This window comes from Flindersiella endophytica (genome assembly GCF_054779015.1).
Genome location: NZ_BAAGYY010000009.1, coordinates 991,068 through 1,007,966, shown reverse-complemented (window position 1 = coordinate 1,007,966; position 16,899 = coordinate 991,068). Strand labels below are relative to the sequence as shown.

Sequence of the window (16,899 nt, the reverse complement as noted above, 5' to 3'; positions counted from 1 at the left end):
CCGGAAGCCTCTCGACCCTAACCCTTCACTCGCATCGGCGGCCCGGACACTCCGCGGACATCGTCCGGTCGCCGACCGGTCGTCTGGACCTGGCAACGTGCCCGCGTGCAGTTGGTTTCGTCGCGCCCGGACCTGGCACAGCTGCGCGTACTCGGCGCATCCGGATCGGCTGTCATCGCCGCCGTGAGCGTGCCTCAACTGGTCGATCAGGGCTCCGCGGGAACGCCCGGACCCGCCGTCGTCTGCACGTACGTCGGTCTCGCGCTGCTCGTCGTCGCGTGGTGGCGACTCGGCAACCTGGTGCACGCCCGGCGAGGGGTGGCCGTCGACGCGGCCGAGCTGCGGAACATCCTGCTGTGGTGGGCGGTTCCGTTCCTGGCCTGCCCGCCGCTGTTCAGCCGTGACGTGTACAGCTATCTCACCCAGGGCGCGATGGTGAACGCCGGGATCGGCATCTACCAGCACGGGCCGTCGGCGCTCGGCGGGCCGATCGCGGCCGAGGTGCCGGAGATCTGGCAGCACACGGCCGCGCCGTACGGGCCGGTCTTCGTGCTGTACGCGGCGGCGGTCGCCGGCGTGGCCGGCACGAACCTGACGATCGGCGTGCTCGGCATGCGGCTGGTCGCGTTGCTCGGCGTCGCGTTGCTGCTGTGGGCCCTGCCGCGGCTGGCCGAACGCTGCGGTGCCTCGCCGACCGGCGCGCTGTGGCTCGGCGTGCTCAACCCGCTGGTCCTGCTGCACTGCGTCGCCGGTGCGCACAACGACGCCGTCATGCTCGGTCTGCTGGCCGCGGGCCTGGCGATCGCCGCGGGTTCGCGGTCGGCGTCGCCTTGGCACGGGTCGCCGCGGCACGCGGAGGCGGAACGTTGGGCCCGCCTGGTCTGCGGTGCGACGCTGATCGCTCTTGCCGCGTTGGTGAAAGTGCCCGCGGTGCTCGCGCTGGGCTTCCTGGTGCCGCTGTGGGCCGCGCGCGGATTGGTCGGCGGGCGGGTACGTGCCCTGGCCGGGCTCGCGGTCGGTGCGGTGGCCGTCGGGACCGCTGTGCTGGTCACCTCGTTCGCCGGCACGGGCTTCGGCTGGACGCGAGTGCTCGGCACGCCGGTCTCGGCGCAGAACTGGTCGGTGACCAGCGCGCTCGGCCGGATCACGGCGGTCGTGACCGGCACCGGCGAGGCGATGACCTGGTGGCGGTGGGCCGGGCTTTCGACGGCGGTCGGGCTGGGCCTCGTGCTGTGGATCGGCCGAGAGCGGATCGGGCCGGTGCGTTCGCTCGGGCTGGCGTTCGTCGCGGTCGTCGGGCTGGGGCCGGCGTTTCGTCCGTGGTACCTGCTGTGGGGCGTCATTCCGCTGGCCGCCGCGCTCGTGGACGAACGTGACGAACGTCTACGGCAGTGGCTGGCGGTCGCCTGCGGTGCGCTCGTCCTGGTCGTCCTGCCGGACGGGTTCGCGCTGAGCTACGGTGCGATCGGTCAAGCGGCGTTGGGTGTCTGCCTGGCGTTGGGCGCGCTGCTGGCGGTCGGGCGGCTGTCCGCGCCGCAGGCAGGCCGGCCCGTACCGGTGTTCCAGCGGTGAACGGGCGGACGTGGCGGCTGGGCTTGCTGGCCGTCGGCCTGGTGGCGGCGACCGTGGTGTTCCTGTGGGCGGTGCAGTACTGGCGTGGCTTCTTCGACCTCAGCGTGTACTACGGCGCGATCAACTCCTGGGTCGGCGGCGGGCAACTGTACGAGTATGTCCTGCCGGGGACGAAGTACGGCTTCACCTATCCGCCGTTCGCGGCGCTCACGATGCTGCCGATGGCGCTGGTCGGCTGGCCGGTCGCGATCGTTGTGAGCCTGACGTTCGCGCTGTCGTCGCTGGCGCTGGTGACGTACTGGCTGGTCTCGCCGTTGGCCCGGAGTCGTGGCTGGCCGGTCTGGTTCACCGTCGTCGCGACGTGCTGCCTGCTCGCGATCCTGGAGCCTGTGTTCGACACGGTCAGCTTCGGCCAGGTCAACCTGGTCTTGCTCGCGTTCGTGTTCGGTGACTGGCGCCTGCTCCGGCGGGGATCGCGGTGGGCCGGGATCGGCATCGGGCTGGCCGCGGCGATCAAGCTGACGCCTGCCGCGTTCGTCGGCTACCTCCTCGTCACCCGCCGCTGGCGAGCGGCGGCGGTCGCTTCTGTGGCTGCCGTTGTGGCCACCGGTCTGGCGGCTGTGCTGCTGCCCGGCACGTCCCGGACGTTCTGGACCGAGGCGCTGTGGCAGACCAGCCGCGTGGGCGACCTGACGTACGCGTCGAACCAGTCGCTGCTCGGGATGCTGGCCCGGCTCGACCCGCCGTCGCCGAGCCGGCTGGTGTGGGGGCTGCTGGTGCTCGGTGCGCTGGCGGTGTGGTTCTGCCGGGTGCGGGGCGCGGATCTGCTGACGGGCTTCGCGTTGACGGGTGTGACCGGCTGCCTGGTCAGCCCGATCAGCTGGGTGCACCACCTGGTGTGGCTGGTGCCGGCGCTCCTGCTGCTGGCTTCGCACGCCCTTCGTGCGGCTCCGGGTTTGCGGCGCCGGCTGCTCCTCGGCGGGATGGTCGTCGCGTATCTGACGCTGGCCAGCAGCGCGGTCTTCTTGTGGCGCTGGGATTTCAGCGGCATCGACGGCTTCCTGGGCAGCAGCCTGTTCGTGTGGGTGTCGATCGGGCTGTTGCTCGGGCTGCCCGCGCGGGCCGACTCCGTAGGATCGGATCGTGCGAATCGGAGTCCTGATGCTGCCGACCGACCCCTGGCCGGAAACGATCGAACGGGCTCAGCGGCTTGAGCGGCTGGGCTATCATCACCTGTGGACGTATGACCACCTGTCGTGGCGGCGCTACCGCGATCGCCCTTGGCACGCGGCGATCCCCTGGCTGACCGGCCTCGCAGGTGCGACCCAGCGGGTCGGGCTTGGGACGATGGTGACGACGCCGAACTTCCGCCACCCCGTTACGCTCGCCAAGGAAGCGATGACGCTCGACCACATCTCTCGCGGCCGCGTGTTGCTGGGCGTCGGCACCGGCGGCCGCGGCTTCGACGCCCGAGTCCTCGGCGGCGCGGACCTGTCGCCGGGGGAGAGCGCTGATCGCTTCGCCGAGTTCGTCGACATGCTCGATCGCTTACTGCGTTCGCCTGTGGTGTCGTATGCCGGGAAGCACTACACCGTTGACGACGCGAGAATGTATCCTGGCTGCCTCCAACAACCGCGGCTGCCGCTCGCCCTGGCCGCCGGCGGGCCGAAGACTCTCGCTGTCGTGGCTCGTTATGGGGATGCCTGGATCACGTACGGCGACTCGTCGCATGGCGACCAGACCCCGGAAGGCACGGAGCGGATCGTACGCAGGCAAGTCGATCTGCTCACCGCCCACTGCGAGCGGCTTGGCCGTGACCCGGCTGAGATCCGGCGGATCTACCTTCTGGGCAATACGGACGAGCGGCCGCTGGCCAGCGTCGACGCGTTCACGGAGTTCGTCGAGCGATATGCGCGGCTGGGCTTCACCGACATCGTCTTCCACCACCCTCGCCCGGACGACCCCGTCTGGACCGAGGACCCGGCAATTGTCGAGGAGATCGCTGAGCGGGTGCTGCCTCGGTTGGCTGGTGGGTAGGGGCGCGGTTCTGCCCTCACTCTGGGGCTCACCGTCGGGGTAGGTTGCGGTGTGTCCGGTGGTTGCTGAGTGGTTGGCGTTGTTTCTTTGGCTGCGGGTTCGTTGTGGCTTGGGGTTAACGAAATTTGATGGTTACGGTAGGTGCCCCTTGAGCAGGCCTACCGGACCAACGTATTCGGCTGCGGGTTTCGCTGTAGTTAACCTTCTGTGATTGAGGTTCAAGAATTTTGCTCTGCCACTGTTCTGACTTTCTTTTGATCCAGGCTGGGTGCGGCATGTCATGCAGACGGTTTCGCACTGGTTCGCCTGTGCCAAGTCGATCCGTCGGGTGGCAGAACCCAGGCCTACCGTGGTTGCTTAATAGAATTGCCCATTCGCTTGGTAGACGGTGGTGTGGTGGTGCGGCACAGCTACACGCCGTTGTCCCTGCCTGTGCAGCCACCACCGGATGGGAATATCAAATCTGAGGGCAGAACCGCGGCCCGGCGGGCCATCGGGTAATCTACAGTCCGGCGGTGGGGCCCGCCGTCCCCGTGAGGCGGGGAGAACCTCGGCCACAGCCGACAACGGTCCCTACCAGTGAGAACCCGCCTGGTAGGAGAGACGTGCCCGAAACGACCACCCGCGACCTCGCAGCCACAACACGCAAACCAAGGTTGCGCCGAATCACCGGCGCTTCCTGGCTCGTCTTGGCCGTGATCGGCGTCGGCGGCGCACTAGGGGCGACTGCCCGCTTCGAGCTGGCCGCCGCGTTTCCTCACGCACCGCACGAGTTTCCCTGGGCGACCTTCGCCACCAATGTCAGCGGCTGCTTCCTCATCGGCGTCCTGATGGTGCTGGTCACCGACGTCTGGTCCGGGCACCGCCTGTTGCGGCCCTTTCTCGGCGTCGGCGTGCTTGGTGGGTTCACGACGTTCTCCACCTACGTCGTCGAGACGCAGCAGGCGTTGACGGCCGGGGCGCCACGGCTCGCGCTGTTCTACCTTGCCGGCACCCTCGTCGCCGCGTTGGTCGCGGTGTTCGCCGGTCAGGCTGCCACCCGCTGGTTGGTCAAAGCCCTTTCCCACAAGGACATCCCATGAAGCTACAAGGTCCCGCCACGCGCCTGACCATTTTCGTCGGCGAAGACGACACGTTTCATCATAAGCCGCTCTACAGCGAGATCGTGCATCGCGCGCACGCGGCCGGGTTGGCCGGGGCGTCGGTGCTGCGCGGCATCGAGGGCTACGGTGCGTCCAGCCGGATCCACACGACGCGGCTGCTCTCGCTCTCCGAAGATCTGCCGATCGCGATCGTCATCGTCGATACGGAGGAGAAGGTACGCGACTTCCTTCCGCAGCTCGACGAGCTGGTGAGCGAAGGCCTGGTGATCGTCGATCCGGTCGAGGTGATCCGGTACGTGGGCCGCTCATGACGGCATTGCTGGTGATTCTCGGCGCCGCGATCGGCGCGCCCGCCCGCTACCTCGTCGACCGTGCCGTGCAGACCCGGCACGACTCGGTCTTTCCGTGGGGTACCTTCACCGTCAACGTCGCCGGCTGCTTCGTGCTCGGCTTCCTGGTGGGCTTCCCGTTCGACAGCGAGGTGCTTTCGCTGGCAGGCATCGGCTTCTGCGGCGCCCTCACGACCTACTCCACGTTCGGCTACGAGACCCTGCGCCTGCTCGCCGGCGGCGCCCGGCTGCTCGCCGTGCTGAACGTCGGCGCCTCACTGATCGCCGGACTCGGAGCGGCGTACGTCGGGCTGGCATTCGCCCAGGCGTTGTAGCAGCAGTCGCGCGAGGTCGTGCGGCTCCGCCCACGGCAGGCTCGACCGCGGCTTGACAGCGGTCGCTGCCGTCGCTGCCGTCGCCGCCGACGACAGTGCCGAACGCAGGGCCTCCTCGGACAGCTCTACCCCTTCGACCAGCCGCAGCAGCCCTTCCCTGGCGAAGAACTCCGTATGCAGCCGGTCGACCGGGTTGCCCTCGCCGACCACGGCGACAGTCGGAACGCCGTTACGGACCAGCGTGCACAGAGTCGCGAACGTCGCGTTCGCCACCACGACGTCGGCAGCGGCGTAGTAGATCTCCGGCCGCGAGACCCGGCGCGAGCCGGCCAGGACGAACGGCTTCGCCCAGCCCGCACAAGCCGCGACCGCCCGGGACTCCAGGGTCTCGAGCTGCCGCGCGTTGTACGGTGTCACCGCACCGGCCGTCACGACCACCACCCGCTCGGCGGCCCCGACGCCGAGCACGCGCCGGGCCGCCGCCCGGTCGAGGTCGAACCGCTTCGCCACCGCGCCAACGAACGTCACCTGCCCGGCCAGACCGGACGGCACCACGTGCGCCTGCGGAAAGTCCAGCACCAGCAGCGACTTCGCCGCACGCAGCACCTCGTCGCGCTCCGGCAGGCCGACCTCCGAGAAGAACCAGTGCGTCAAAAGCACACTGCGCAGGCCGAGCATTCCGCACACAGCCGGCGCCGCGAACACCTCGTGCGCCACCACCAGGTCGGCCGACTTCCGCGAACGCAGGAACGCCGTCACCCGCAGCGCCGCCTCGGCGCCCTGGTCGTTGACATCGTCGATCCGCAGGTCAGCACACGGCATCCCCTGCCGGGCATAGTGTTCGAGTCCTGTGCCGTACGACGCCGCCTCGACCGTGACGGACGGCCGGAGGTCACGAAGCGCGCGGATCACGGGCACGTCGACCGCCGCGTGACCATAGCCGTGACCGCGCGTGAGAAAGACGATGTGCGTCATATCTCCATCCAGGCAAGGGGTTTCGCGGCCAGACTACCGCCGCGAAACCCCGGACAGAGGTGGTTCGCTCAAAACGTCAGCACCACCACGTGAACGCGTTGTCGCCGTGGATCTCGACCAGCTCACCCTTGACCAGATCCTTGGCATCGCCGAGCAGCACCAGCTGAGGCGTTTCATACGCTTCGCGTTCCATGCGGACTCACCTCCCTCCGTTGGCTCGCCCTGGAATTGGCGCTGTGGTTGGCTCGCAACCACAACTCGAGGACGACCAGCGAGGCGAGCTGCCCGATGTTCTGCCACTGCCCCATCCGCGCCGCGCGCAACGCCCGGGCCAGCGGCTCCCACTCCACCAGGCCACGCCCGGCCACCTCGAACCGGCCATCGTTCCAGATTCGCGTCCACTCGTTGCGCAAACCGTTCGCCGAGCCGACGCTCAGCGATGCCTTCGTCCGCCGTTCCAGGATCTCCGGCGGCAACAGGTCGCGGACGGCCGAACGCAGGACCAGCTTGGTGACTCGCGTGCCGTCGTCGATCCGCAGCTTCCGTTCACCCGGAATCGACAGCGCGAGCTCGACGACCCGGCGGTCGTAGAACGGCGCCCGCAGCTCCAGGCCCATGGGGTAGTACACGGCATCGTTCAGCGCGGGCGCGAGACCCGCCGCGCGAATCCACGACAGCTCGTGTGCCCTGGAGTACGGCCGCAGACCGACGGTCGTGACCTCGCGCCAGATCCGGTCGACCTGCCCGCGGCGAGCCGGATCGCGACTCAGCCAAGGTGGTGCGGGCGGCCGGAACCAGTGCCGGTCCAGGTCCACGGCACCGCCGGCCCACTGGATGCCGGCAGTACGAGAAAACAACGACGCGAGCACCGGTCCGGCGGCCAGCGAGCGCAGGCAGGACGCGTACGTACGGTTCCACAAGCTCAGCCCCGCCAGTTCGCGGCCGCGCCGCCACAGCTCGGCCAACCGGCCGCGAGCCAGCAGGTCGGCCAGGAAGTACTCGCTGCCGGCCATCAGCTCGTCGCCGCCGTGGCCGGAGAACACCACGTCACAACCGTTGTCACGGGCAGCGAGCGCGAACGATCTCGTCTCGCGGAACGCGGAGTAGCTGATGTACGGCTCGTCCGCCGACACCGAGACCTCGCCGGGACCGATGTCGCGAAACTGCCAGCACTCGTTGCCGTCGATCTCGACCGCGGTGACGCCGTAACGCCGCTCCGCCAGCCGGCGGAAGAAGGTCTCGTCGGCCTCGGTGCCGCTGCCGAAGACCAGCGAAGTTGCATCGACCGGCTTGCCGGCGAGCTTCGTGGCCAAACCCGTGATGGTGGACGAGTCGAGGCCGCCGCTCAGCGTGCACATCAGCTTGCGACGGGAGCGGCTCTGCGCCCGCACGGCGGTCTCGAGTCGTGCACGCAGCTCCGCGCCGAGCTCGTCCAGCGTTCCCGTCGCCTCGGCCAGCTCCTCCGGCCGCCAGTAACGCCAGGTGCGCGGCCGCTTGCCGGGCTCGGCGACCAGCGCCGACCCGCGCAACAGCCGCCTGACGCCAACATACGGTGTGCGTTCCGACTGCAACGGCGGCCCGGTCGGGACGGCCAGTGACGCCAGCAGAAAGCCCTCGTCCAGTTCACGCGGCACCCCCGGATGCGCTCGCACCTGGCGAATCGTCGAGGCGACGACGAACGCGTGGCTCGTCTCGGCGTAGAACAACGGCCGCAACGCGAGATGGTCGGTGGCGCAGAACAGTCGTTCGCGCGCGAAATCCCACACCAGCAGCGAGAACGCACCGATCAGGCGCTCCGGGCACGCTTCGCCCCACCGCCGGTAGGCGAGCGCGGCGATCCTGGCGTCCGGCCGTCCGGCATCGACGTCGAGTGCCGCCGCCAGCTCGGCCCGGTTGTCGAGCCGCCCGGCGAAGACGACCTGAAGGCCTGACAGGCCGATCGGCTGGCTCGCGTCCGGCTGCGTGTCCTCGTCCAGTATGGGAAGCACGCACGCACCCAGTGCACACGCGCCCTCGCGTACGCCCGCTGGCGCGAGGCTGTCCGGATACGCACCGGCGGTCAGCAACGGCTGGAGCTGTTCCAGCGTCGGCGTTCGCACCCCGGTGCCGAGGATCGCCGCGACCGTGCTCATAGCGAGCAGATGGTGCGGTAGATCTCGTGGATGGGCTGCGCCTCGTTCAGCACCTGCCCGTCGACCTCGACCCAGGCATGGAACCGCATCGGCGGGAACCGGCTGACGCCCACGCAGAACAACGACGGCACGCCCTGCCGGCGCAGCAGCGTGCAGGTGGCGTAGGAGCGTTCGAGGCAAGCGGTTCCGACCGGCAGCCTGCGGGCCGCCCGCGCGCACGCGTCGGCGACGCTCCGGACGTTCGCGAAGTCGAGTGCCGCCGGACCGTCGGGCTTGGGTGGCAGCGCCTCGACCATCGCCGGCCAGCCGCCGGCCGCCAGCAGGCGCTTGCCCTTCATCAACGCGGTGTAAGCCTGAACGGACGCGCCGATCACCCGGCGGCCCCGCGCAGGTCGCGGACCAGCAGGCCGGCGCCGACCAGATCGTCCAGGAAGGTACGCACGTCGGCTGCCGCCTGGTCCGGCTCGACGTCGTAGCGCTCGACCAGCGCTGCCGCCGCGGCCCGCTCGGATCCGGTCTCGGTCAGCACGTTCCAGATCAACGCCGCGGTGTTGTCGAGGCCGAAGATCTGGCCGTTCTGCGCGTTCATCACGACGACGTGCTGCAGATCGTCAGCAACGTGGTGGATGTGGTCCGGCACGGTCACGGGGTGGTCGGCCGCATTTTTCATGCCTACGAGCTTCGTTGACAAGCTTCGGTTAGTCCAGAGTGATTGAAAAGATTTGACCTAAACGGGCCAATGGTGCGGTTGACAGCGAGCCGGACCAGGACGATCATCGCGGACGGAGCCACCCTGACCGGGAGGCAACGTGCGCGACCAAGGCATCGGCTCGTGGCTCACGAGACGCGACCGGAAGACGCCGCATCGGGTGGCGGTCCGGTTCGAGTCGCGTGCGTGGACCTATCGCGAGCTGTACCAGCGCAGCAACCGGCTGGCGCATGCCCTGCGTACGTTGGGAATCGAGCGCGGCGACCGCGTCGCCTATCTCGGGCCGAACCATCCCGCCTTCCTGGAAACGCTGTTCGCCACCGCCGCGCTCGGTGCCGTGTTCGTCCCGCTCAATCCCCGGCTGGCGGTGCCGGAGCTGCGATACGTGCTGGCGAACTCCACGAGCCGGGTGCTGATCGCGAGCGCCGGGCTGCGTCCGGCCGCGACCGCAGTCGCGGAGGAGGTCGAGTCGCTCGTCCTGGTTGACGATTCGTACGAGACGCTGCTGGCCGAGGCCGGCACCGCGACGATCGACGAACCGGTGTCACTCGACGACCTCGCCATGGTGATGTACACCTCCGGCACGACGGGTCGGCCGAAGGGCGCGATGCTGACGCACGGCAACCTGACGTGGAACTCCGTCAACGTCCTCGTCGACTCCGACCTACGCGGCGACGAGGTGACGCTGGTGTGCGCACCGCTGTTCCACACAGCGGGCCTCAACATGACCTGTCTGCCGACGATCCTGAAGGGCGGAACGGCTGTGCTGATGGAGCGCTTCGACCCGGGAGCGGCGCTCCGGCTGATCGAACAGCACGCCGTGACGTACCTGTTCGGCGTTCCCGCGATGTACGACGCGATGGCTCTGGCGCCGGAGTGGGCGACGGCGGACCTGTCCAGCCTGCGTACGTTGACGTGTGGCGGTGCGCCCGTACCGGCCCGGACGATCGATACGTACCTGGAGCGTGGTTTCACGTTCGTGCAGGGCTACGGCATGACCGAGGCCTCGCCGGGCGTTCTGTTCCTCGACCGCGACCAGGTGGCGGCTAAGGCGGGCACCGCGGGTGTGCCGCACTTCTTCACCGACGTCCGCGTGGTCGACGCGAGGGGCGCCGACGTGGCACCGGGTGAGAAGGGTGAGGTCGTCGTGCACGGCCCCAACGTCATGCGCGGTTACTGGGACCTGCCGGCAGAGTCCGCCGCCGCGATCGACGAGGGCGGCTGGTTCCGTACGGGAGACATCGCCGTCGTCGACGACGACGGCTTCGTGTCGCTGGTGGATCGGGTCAAGGACATGTTCATCTCGGGCGGCGAGAACGTCTACCCCGCCGAGATCGAGGGCGCGCTCCACTCCCATCCCGCGGTCGCCGACTGCGCGGTGATCGGTGTTCCGGACCAGAAGTGGGGCGAGGTCGGCCGCGCGCTCGTCGTGCTGGCGCCCGGCGAATCCGCCGACGAGCAAGCCATCCTGGCATTCCTCGACGGACGGATCGCGGCCTACAAGGTGCCGCGATCCGTCCGCTTCGTCGACGAGCTCCCCCGCAGTGCGAGCGGCAAGCTGCTCAAGGTGCCGCTGCGCGAGGCCTACGGCCAGAAGTAGGCACAGGCCTAGACGATCTATTCCAAGGGGTCGCCTGACGCGCGACGCCTGGCATCCACGCCGGCTGCGTTGTCGTCGATCGCCGGAGGCCCCTCCTGGCTCCTCCTCCGCCTTGCCAGCGCGGCGCCATGCGCCGCGCGCTTGACCGGCGACCCCTTGGAATAGATCGCCTAGGGATAGAAGCGGTAGATCGCCTGCGCGACACAGGCCGGCTTCTCCGCGCGATCGCACTCGACGGTCATGTCGACGACGATCTCGATGCCGTTGCCCGCGACGTCCTTGACCTCGGCGAGCGTCGCCGACAGGCGCACGTTCGAGCCGATTGGCACGGGAGCCGGGAAGCGCACCCGGTTGAGGCCGTAGTTGATGCCCATGCCCTTGCCGCGCACCTCGAGGATCTGGTTCCACAGCGGTATCACCAGCGACAACGTGAGATATCCGTGGGCGATCGTGCCCTTGAACGGTCCCGCCTTCGCGCGTTCGACGTCCACGTGGATCCACTGGTGGTCGTCGGTGGCGTCGGCGAAGGTGTTGACGCGTTCCTGGGTGATCTCGAGCCACTCGCTGGTGCCCAGGTGTTCACCGGCCTTGGCCTTCAGGGCATCCGGACTGTCGACGACTGTTGTCACAGTGACTCCTCTCGTGCCTTGCTAGCTCCGGCTCGCGGTACGACCATGAAACTCCTGGATCCATCCTGACCTAGGAAGGGGCAAGATGCGCACCAGCACCGACCGTATCCTCACCAGCCACGCCGGCAGCCTGCCGCGCCCCGACGACTTGCGCGAGCTCAACCGGCGCAGGATGGTCGGCGAGGCGGTGGACGAGCAGGAGTTCCAGGCCGAGCTCACCGGCGCGGTCGCCGAGCTCGCGCGACGCCAGCGTGAACTGGGCATCGACATACCGAACGACGGCGAGTACGGCCACACGATGGGCGACAAGACCGACTACGGCGCTTGGTGGGGCTATGTCTTCGAACGCCTGGGTGGACTGGAGATCTCCGAGACGCCCTTGTGGGCAATGCCGAAGCACCGTTCCGAGCCCGGCAACATCGTCCTGAGCAGCTTCGCCGACCGCCGCGACTGGACGACGTACGCCGAGGCCTATGCCGACCCGGAGTCCGGCATCTCGGTCGGCGGCTCCTCGCGGACGTTCCCCGTCTGCCGCGGGCCGGTCACCTACACCGGGCAAGAAGCAGTCCGGCGCGACATCGCCAACGCCAAGGCGGCGTTCGACGCCGCCGGCGTGGAGGAGGGTTTCCTGAACGCCGTCGCGCCCGGCTCCTGCGCGCGTTTCCTCAACGACCACTACAAAACCGACGAAGAGTTCATGTGGGCGTGCGCAGACGCGCTGCGCGAGGAGTACACCGCGATCGTCGAGTCGGGGCTCATCCTGCAGCTGGACGATCCGTGCATCGCCGAGAACTGGGACCAGATCGTTCCCGAGCCGTCGGTCGAGGACTATCAGGCGTTCACGATGCAACGCATCGAGGCGCTCAACCATGCGATCCGCGGCCTGCCGGAGGACCGGATCCGCTTCCACCTCTGCTGGGGCAGCTGGCACGGCCCGCACAGCACCGACATCCCGATCAAGCACATCGTGTCGTGCATGCTCGCGGTCAACGCCGGCGGTTACCTCTTCGAAGCGGCGAACGTACGCCACGAGCACGAGTGGACGGTCTGGCGCGAGACCAAGCTGCCGGACGGGAAGGTCATCATGCCCGGCGTCGTGAGCCACTCGACCAACCTGATCGAGCATCCGGAGCTGGTGGCCCAGCGCATCGTCCGCTTCGCCGAGGGAGTGGGCCGCGAGAACGTCCTCGCCGGTACGGACTGCGGTCTCGGTGGACGCGTCCATCCGCAGCTGGCGTGGGCGAAGCTGGCCGCCCTGGTCGAGGGCGCCCAGCTCGCGACCCAGCAGCTGTGGCGGTAGCCCGGCACAGCGCTTACGGCGTGACGGTGTCCTTCCAGTCGACGGCTGCCGAACGGAAGGCCTGCACCCGCGTGCCCACCTCGGCAGGGGCGACGACCTCGTTCCGGCTGAAGTAGACGTAGTCGATCTGCTCGACATACGCCCGCGGCGTCGGGTTGGAGACCTGGCCACCGGAGATGAACCAGTGGTTCAGGTTGATCGACATCGGCGTCTCGGGGTAGTACTTGTCGCCGTGGTTGGCGAACTCGGCGCCGTCGAGGTAGTAGATGGCGCGGCCGCCGGACACCTGGATCACCAGGTCGTGCCAGCCCGCCAGGCTGCCGGTGCGCTTGGTGGAGATGTTGTCCGCGATCCACGGGTCGGCCTGATAGGTCTCCCACGTCGTGGTGAACATGGTCGGGCCGGTCTCGCCCCAGCCGCCGTTCGGGAGGTACTCGAAGTCCAGCTCGCCGTAGTCGGGGTCCAGCGGCGCGTCCAGCGGCGTGATGGTGAAGAACGTCTGGACCAGCTGGTCGCCGTCGGGCCCGGAGAGCGGCGCGTCGGTGAACCGTACGCGGGCGGCGTAGGTGCCTTCGAAGAACTTCCGCTGGTGGTAGACCTCGGACTGCCTGGTGGTGGTGCCGTCGTACGACGCCTTCAGCTCCAGCGCCTTCCCGCTGTCGATGGCGGGGAACGCCACGTTCTCCTTCGCCCAGACGGCGCCGGGCACGCCTGGTCCGCCTCCGCCGGTCCGGACCGTCCAGTTCCGCGCGGCGATCCGGGAGTCGTCGGGCCCCGCATAGGTGAAGTCGTCGAACAGCTCGGCGCTCGGTGCCGCGCCTGCGGGAGCGGTCGTGCCGATTGCCAGGGCGGTGGTCAGGCCGAGAGCCACCACCGCGCCGGCGCGTGCGGCGAAAGACCTGCGCATCGTTCGCCTCCATTGGTAAGTAATTGGTCAGATATTGCCTACCGTCGTCCGCGAATCGCGCGCTGTCAACCCCTTGGCAGTGGGTAAATATTGGTACGCTCAGAGGGATGAAGCGGGAGCGAGTCCGGGAATACCTGCTGGACCTCATCGGGTCGCAGGCGCCAGGCAGCAGCATCCCGCCAGAACGCGAGCTGTGCCGGCAGCTCGGCGTCTCCCGCCCGACGCTCCGCGCCGCGGTCGACGAGCTCTCGCAGGCCGGGCTGCTGATCCGGCAACAGGGCCGCGGGACGTTCACGAACCGATCGAAGGTGACGCAGAACCTCCAGGGCTCCTACTTCGTACCGCCGGCCGACGGCGAGTGGCGAAGTCGCGTCCTTTCGTTCGAGATCGCCGCCGCCGGGCCCCGGATCGGTGCCCGGCTGCTCTGCTCGCCCGGCGATCCGGTGCTCCACGCCGTACGCCTGCGGCTGGTCGACGACGAACCGATGGCGATCGAACGCCTGCACCTGCCGGCGCAGCTGGTCGCCGGGCTGCAGGCGGCCGACCTGGAATCCGGCAACTTCTACCAGGTGCTGCGGATGCGGTACGAAGTCGTGGTCGCAGACGCCGTGCAGAGCATCGAGCCCACCGTCTCCGACGCGGAGGAGTCCGTCCTGCTGACGGTTCCGCTGCACTCGCCGGCCCTGCTCTTCGAACGCGCGACCCGTGACCTCACCGGCCGGATCGTGGAGTACACCCGCTCCATCTACCGCGGCGACCGCTACCGGCTGACCTCCCACCTGACGTTCGACAGCACCTCAGGCTAGGCAGACCTCGGGCCAGGAAGGGCGTTCCGCTCGTTCCGCTCACAGCCTGCCGGCCTGGTAGGTGGCCGACTGCTCACGAAGTGCCTGATGCGCACCGCCGTACATCGAAGCCGAGGGCAGCAACGCCTTCGGCAGCTTGGCCACCACGGTGTAGATCGGGTTGCACACCTGGGCGATCGGCGCGGTCGCGAGCTGCGCCACGATCTGGTACGCGTCGAGCCGGTCGAGCTTGTACCCCCCCGCCACCCAGTCCACCAGGTCGACGTTCGCCACGCGATACGCGTCCTCCAGCGGACGCGCCGCGCCGATGCTCATGAGGTGCGAGTCGCTCTCCAACCGCGGCCACGGCGTCGCCACGCCGTGCAGCAACTCCACGATGACCACGGTGTTCATCGCGCACTCCACGCCTGTGCCGCACGCCTCGCCCTCGCCCTGGCGCGCGTGCCCGTCGCCCAGCGAGAACAGCGCGCCCTCGACGTTGACGCCGAAGTAGGCCGTCACACCCGCACGCAGCTCAGGCGTGTCGAGGTTGCCGCCGTGCGCACCGGGCACCAGCGCCGACCGTGCCTCGAACGAGGCCGGCGCCACGCCGACCGTGCCGTGCATCGGGTCGAGCGGGAACTCGAGGACGAGATCGCTGCGCCGCGCGCGATAGGTGCACACGCCGCGCGCAACGTCGATGTCGTACATCCAGACCAGTTCGGGCAGCGGATCCTGCAGCGTCACCGTCGAGGCGTCGGAGGTGAGCGCGCCGAAGAACGGGACCGTGGTCGCCGCGCCGAACGGAGAGGCCGGCTCGATCGAGACGAAGTGCAGCGCGAGCGTGTCACCCGGCTGTGCACCCTCGACGAAGAACGGACCGGTCTGCGGGTTGAGGAAGGGCCACTCGCACACCTGCGACACCAGGTCGTCGGCGCTGCGGATCTTGCCGGCGTAGCAGTCCTCGGTCCACAGCTGGAGGACGTCGCCGGGCCGCACCGTGCGCACCGGTCGCACGCCGCCGAAGGTCCAGGCGTAGTCCTCGAACGAACCCGGACGATACGTCACCACGCTCACGTCGTCTCCCTGCTCTCCGGCTGCTCCGCGATCTCTTCCTGCGCCAGTCTCGCCTGCCGTCCCGTGGCCAGCAAGACCACCATGATGACGATTCCGACGCCCAGCCAGGTCAGCCCGACGATCTGCGCCGCGACCTGCGCCTCGATGAGTACGTACCCCAGAATCACGATCCCGGCCAGCGGAACCACCAGGTGCCGCAGCCAGTCGCGGCTGCGCTGCCGGACGATGTAGTGCCCGATCACCGACGCGTGCAGCAGCAGGAACGCCGACAGCGCGCCGAAGTTGACCAGCGTCGTCAGCAGCGTGAGCCCGCTGTCGGCGCGCAGGCTGAGGGCGACGCCGACCACGAGCGTGACGATCGCGACGAGCACGGTGGCGCGCTCCGGCACGCGATAACGCGGGCTTACGTGGGCCAGGAACCGTGGCAGCTGCCCGTCCCGCGCCATCGCGTACAACACGCGTGACGTCGCCGCCTGGGCGACCAGCGCGTCCGCGAAGCCCCAGGCGATCGCGGTCGCGACCGCCGCCAGCACGAACAGCCAGCGCCCGCCGGCGACCTCGGCCGCCTGGTAGAACGCCGTCCCCGCCGCGTCGCCCTTGGCGAGCAACTGCTCGCGGTTCGGGACCAGCAGCCCGGCCACCCAGGTCTGGACGATGAACAGCACGCCGACGACCAGCAGGCTGCCGACGACGGCGCGTCCGATCTGCCGGGCCTGCTGCCGGTTCTCCTCCGACAACGTCGTGATCGCGTCGAACCCGAGGAACGACAGCGCCGCGATCGACACCGCGCCGAACACCAACCCCACCGAGAACGTCCCCGAGTCGAACAACGGCGACAGCCCGAAGCCCTCACCCTTGCCCTGCGCCAGCGCGGCGATGCCGACGACCAGGAAGATGGCGAGCACGATCAGCTCGCCGACCAGCATCACGCGGTTGATCCGCGCGGTCATCTCGATGCCGAGCGCGTTGATCGCGGTGTTGAACACCACGAACGCGAGGACCCAGCCCCACACCGGGATCTGCGGCACGAACGAGTGCATCGCGATGCCGGAGACGATGTACAGCAGCGCGGGAATCAGGATGTAGTCGAGCAGGATCTGCCAGCCCGCGAGGAACCCGACCGGCTGCGCGATGCCACGCCCGGCGTAGGCGTAGACCGAGCCCGCCAGCGGGAACGCCTTGGCCATCTGGGCGTACGAGATCGCCGTGAACACCATCGCGACCATGCCGATCGCGTACGCGAGAGCGACCATTCCACCGCTCGCCTGGAAGACCGAGCCGAAGATTCCGAACGGAGCGATGGGAACCATGAAGACGAGCCCGTAGATCAGCAGGTCCCAGAACGACAACGACCGCTTGAGCTCCTGCTGGTACCCGAACTGCTCGACCGAACCGGACGTCTCTGCCAT

18 protein-coding genes are annotated in these 16,899 nt (G+C 68.8%); 9 read left to right on the top strand and 9 right to left on the bottom strand.

The features are described 5' to 3' along the window. The first annotated feature begins 105 nt into the window (after window positions 1-105). From mptB to crcB, 6 genes are all read left to right on the top strand, one after another. Window positions 106-1,572, top strand: a complete 1,467-nt coding sequence (gene mptB / locus ACYVF6_RS09850; RefSeq protein ID WP_460518929.1) for a putative hexosyltransferase — start codon at window positions 106-108, stop codon at window positions 1,570-1,572. Continuing rightward, entirely contained in the window at window positions 1,569-2,786 is a 1,218-nt protein-coding gene (locus tag ACYVF6_RS09845) for a glycosyltransferase family protein (protein WP_460518926.1), read from the top strand. The genes mptB and ACYVF6_RS09845 overlap by 4 nt, the downstream gene beginning before the upstream one ends. Beyond that, window positions 2,716-3,609, top strand: a complete 894-nt coding sequence (locus ACYVF6_RS09840; protein WP_460518923.1) for an LLM class flavin-dependent oxidoreductase — start codon at window positions 2,716-2,718, stop codon at window positions 3,607-3,609. Before ACYVF6_RS09845 ends, ACYVF6_RS09840 begins: the two co-directional genes overlap by 71 nt. 695 nt (window positions 3,610-4,304) lie before the next feature. Next, a complete protein-coding gene (locus ACYVF6_RS09835) occupies window positions 4,305-4,691 on the top strand; it encodes a fluoride efflux transporter FluC (RefSeq protein WP_460518920.1) in 387 nt (128 codons plus the stop codon). Then, on the top strand, window positions 4,688-5,023 hold the full coding sequence (locus ACYVF6_RS09830; RefSeq protein WP_460518917.1) for a DUF190 domain-containing protein: 336 nt from the start codon (window positions 4,688-4,690) through the stop codon (window positions 5,021-5,023). Before ACYVF6_RS09835 ends, ACYVF6_RS09830 begins: the two co-directional genes overlap by 4 nt. Further along, window positions 5,020-5,376 (top strand): fluoride efflux transporter FluC, encoded by a 357-nt coding sequence (crcB, locus tag ACYVF6_RS09825; RefSeq protein ID WP_460518914.1) that lies wholly within the window; start codon window positions 5,020-5,022, stop codon window positions 5,374-5,376. The genes ACYVF6_RS09830 and crcB overlap by 4 nt, the downstream gene beginning before the upstream one ends. On the opposite strand, the gene ACYVF6_RS09820 is transcribed toward crcB, so the two are convergent. The 5 genes from ACYVF6_RS09820 to ACYVF6_RS09800 form a co-directional block, all read right to left on the bottom strand. Then, a complete protein-coding gene (locus tag ACYVF6_RS09820; protein WP_460518911.1) occupies window positions 5,317-6,351 on the bottom strand; it encodes a hypothetical protein in 1,035 nt (344 codons plus the stop codon). The genes crcB and ACYVF6_RS09820 overlap by 60 nt on opposite strands. A gap of 76 nt (window positions 6,352-6,427) precedes the next feature. Next, window positions 6,428-6,544 (bottom strand): lasso RiPP family leader peptide-containing protein, encoded by a 117-nt coding sequence (locus ACYVF6_RS09815; protein ID WP_460518908.1) that lies wholly within the window; start codon window positions 6,542-6,544, stop codon window positions 6,428-6,430. After that, window positions 6,525-8,483 carry an asparagine synthetase B family protein gene (locus ACYVF6_RS09810; RefSeq protein WP_460518905.1) on the bottom strand — a complete coding sequence of 653 codons (1,959 nt, stop codon included), beginning with the start codon at window positions 8,481-8,483 and terminating at the stop codon, window positions 6,525-6,527. The genes ACYVF6_RS09815 and ACYVF6_RS09810 overlap by 20 nt, the downstream gene beginning before the upstream one ends. Next, the gene (locus ACYVF6_RS09805) at window positions 8,480-8,821 is read right to left on the bottom strand and encodes a lasso peptide biosynthesis B2 protein (protein ID WP_460518902.1); all 342 of its coding nucleotides are present in this window, start codon (window positions 8,819-8,821) and stop codon (window positions 8,480-8,482) included. The genes ACYVF6_RS09810 and ACYVF6_RS09805 overlap by 4 nt, the downstream gene beginning before the upstream one ends. Before the next feature lie 32 nt (window positions 8,822-8,853). Next, window positions 8,854-9,153: a PqqD family protein gene (locus ACYVF6_RS09800; protein WP_460518899.1), complete on the bottom strand. Its 300-nt coding sequence runs from the start codon at window positions 9,151-9,153 to the stop codon at window positions 8,854-8,856. A gap of 139 nt (window positions 9,154-9,292) precedes the next feature. Between ACYVF6_RS09800 and ACYVF6_RS09795 the strand changes: the two genes are divergently transcribed. Next, window positions 9,293-10,792, top strand: a complete 1,500-nt coding sequence (locus ACYVF6_RS09795; protein ID WP_460518896.1) for an acyl-CoA synthetase — start codon at window positions 9,293-9,295, stop codon at window positions 10,790-10,792. A 170-nt stretch (window positions 10,793-10,962) separates the two neighbouring features. On the opposite strand, the gene ACYVF6_RS09790 is transcribed toward ACYVF6_RS09795, so the two are convergent. Next, window positions 10,963-11,421, bottom strand: a complete 459-nt coding sequence (locus ACYVF6_RS09790) for a MaoC family dehydratase (RefSeq protein ID WP_460518893.1) — start codon at window positions 11,419-11,421, stop codon at window positions 10,963-10,965. Between the two features lie 85 nt (window positions 11,422-11,506). Between ACYVF6_RS09790 and ACYVF6_RS09785 the strand changes: the two genes are divergently transcribed. Next, window positions 11,507-12,721: a cobalamin-independent methionine synthase II family protein gene (locus tag ACYVF6_RS09785; protein WP_460518890.1), complete on the top strand. Its 1,215-nt coding sequence runs from the start codon at window positions 11,507-11,509 to the stop codon at window positions 12,719-12,721. Between the two features lie 13 nt (window positions 12,722-12,734). Here ACYVF6_RS09785 and ACYVF6_RS09780 read toward each other — a convergent pair whose 3' ends face one another. Then, window positions 12,735-13,628, bottom strand: coding sequence for a glycoside hydrolase family 16 protein (locus tag ACYVF6_RS09780; RefSeq protein WP_460518888.1), 894 nt, complete (start codon window positions 13,626-13,628; stop codon window positions 12,735-12,737). A 107-nt stretch (window positions 13,629-13,735) separates the two neighbouring features. Between ACYVF6_RS09780 and ACYVF6_RS09775 the strand changes: the two genes are divergently transcribed. Further along, complete coding sequence (locus tag ACYVF6_RS09775) at window positions 13,736-14,434, top strand: GntR family transcriptional regulator (RefSeq protein WP_460518886.1); 699 nt, start codon at window positions 13,736-13,738, stop codon at window positions 14,432-14,434. 39 nt (window positions 14,435-14,473) lie between these two features. Here the strand turns inward: ACYVF6_RS09775 and ACYVF6_RS09770 are convergent, their stop codons facing one another. Beyond that, on the bottom strand, window positions 14,474-15,490 hold the full coding sequence (locus ACYVF6_RS09770; RefSeq protein ID WP_460518883.1) for an acetamidase/formamidase family protein: 1,017 nt from the start codon (window positions 15,488-15,490) through the stop codon (window positions 14,474-14,476). Then, the gene (locus ACYVF6_RS09765; RefSeq protein WP_460518879.1) at window positions 15,487-16,899 is read right to left on the bottom strand and encodes an APC family permease; all 1,413 of its coding nucleotides are present in this window, start codon (window positions 16,897-16,899) and stop codon (window positions 15,487-15,489) included. The genes ACYVF6_RS09770 and ACYVF6_RS09765 overlap by 4 nt, the downstream gene beginning before the upstream one ends.

Bases quoted from the DNA above. Each gene is read 5' to 3' on its own strand.
- ACYVF6_RS09780 (WP_460518888.1), bottom strand. From the start codon at position 13,628: ATGCGCAGGTCTTTCGCCGCACGCGCCGGCGCGGTGGTGGCTCTCGGC.
- ACYVF6_RS09775 (WP_460518886.1), top strand. From the start codon at position 13,736: ATGAAGCGGGAGCGAGTCCGGGAATACCTGCTGGACCTCATCGGGTCG.
- ACYVF6_RS09785 (WP_460518890.1), top strand. From the start codon at position 11,507: ATGCGCACCAGCACCGACCGTATCCTCACCAGCCACGCCGGCAGCCTG.
- ACYVF6_RS09810 (WP_460518905.1), bottom strand. From the start codon at position 8,483: ATGAGCACGGTCGCGGCGATCCTCGGCACCGGGGTGCGAACGCCGACG.
- ACYVF6_RS09820 (WP_460518911.1), bottom strand. From the start codon at position 6,351: ATGACGCACATCGTCTTTCTCACGCGCGGTCACGGCTATGGTCACGCG.
- crcB (WP_460518914.1), top strand. From the start codon at position 5,020: ATGACGGCATTGCTGGTGATTCTCGGCGCCGCGATCGGCGCGCCCGCC.
- ACYVF6_RS09765 (WP_460518879.1), bottom strand. From the start codon at position 16,899: ATGGCAGAGACGTCCGGTTCGGTCGAGCAGTTCGGGTACCAGCAGGAG.
- ACYVF6_RS09800 (WP_460518899.1), bottom strand. From the start codon at position 9,153: ATGAAAAATGCGGCCGACCACCCCGTGACCGTGCCGGACCACATCCAC.
- ACYVF6_RS09805 (WP_460518902.1), bottom strand. From the start codon at position 8,821: ATGAAGGGCAAGCGCCTGCTGGCGGCCGGCGGCTGGCCGGCGATGGTC.
- ACYVF6_RS09815 (WP_460518908.1), bottom strand. From the start codon at position 6,544: ATGGAACGCGAAGCGTATGAAACGCCTCAGCTGGTGCTGCTCGGCGAT.
- ACYVF6_RS09830 (WP_460518917.1), top strand. From the start codon at position 4,688: ATGAAGCTACAAGGTCCCGCCACGCGCCTGACCATTTTCGTCGGCGAA.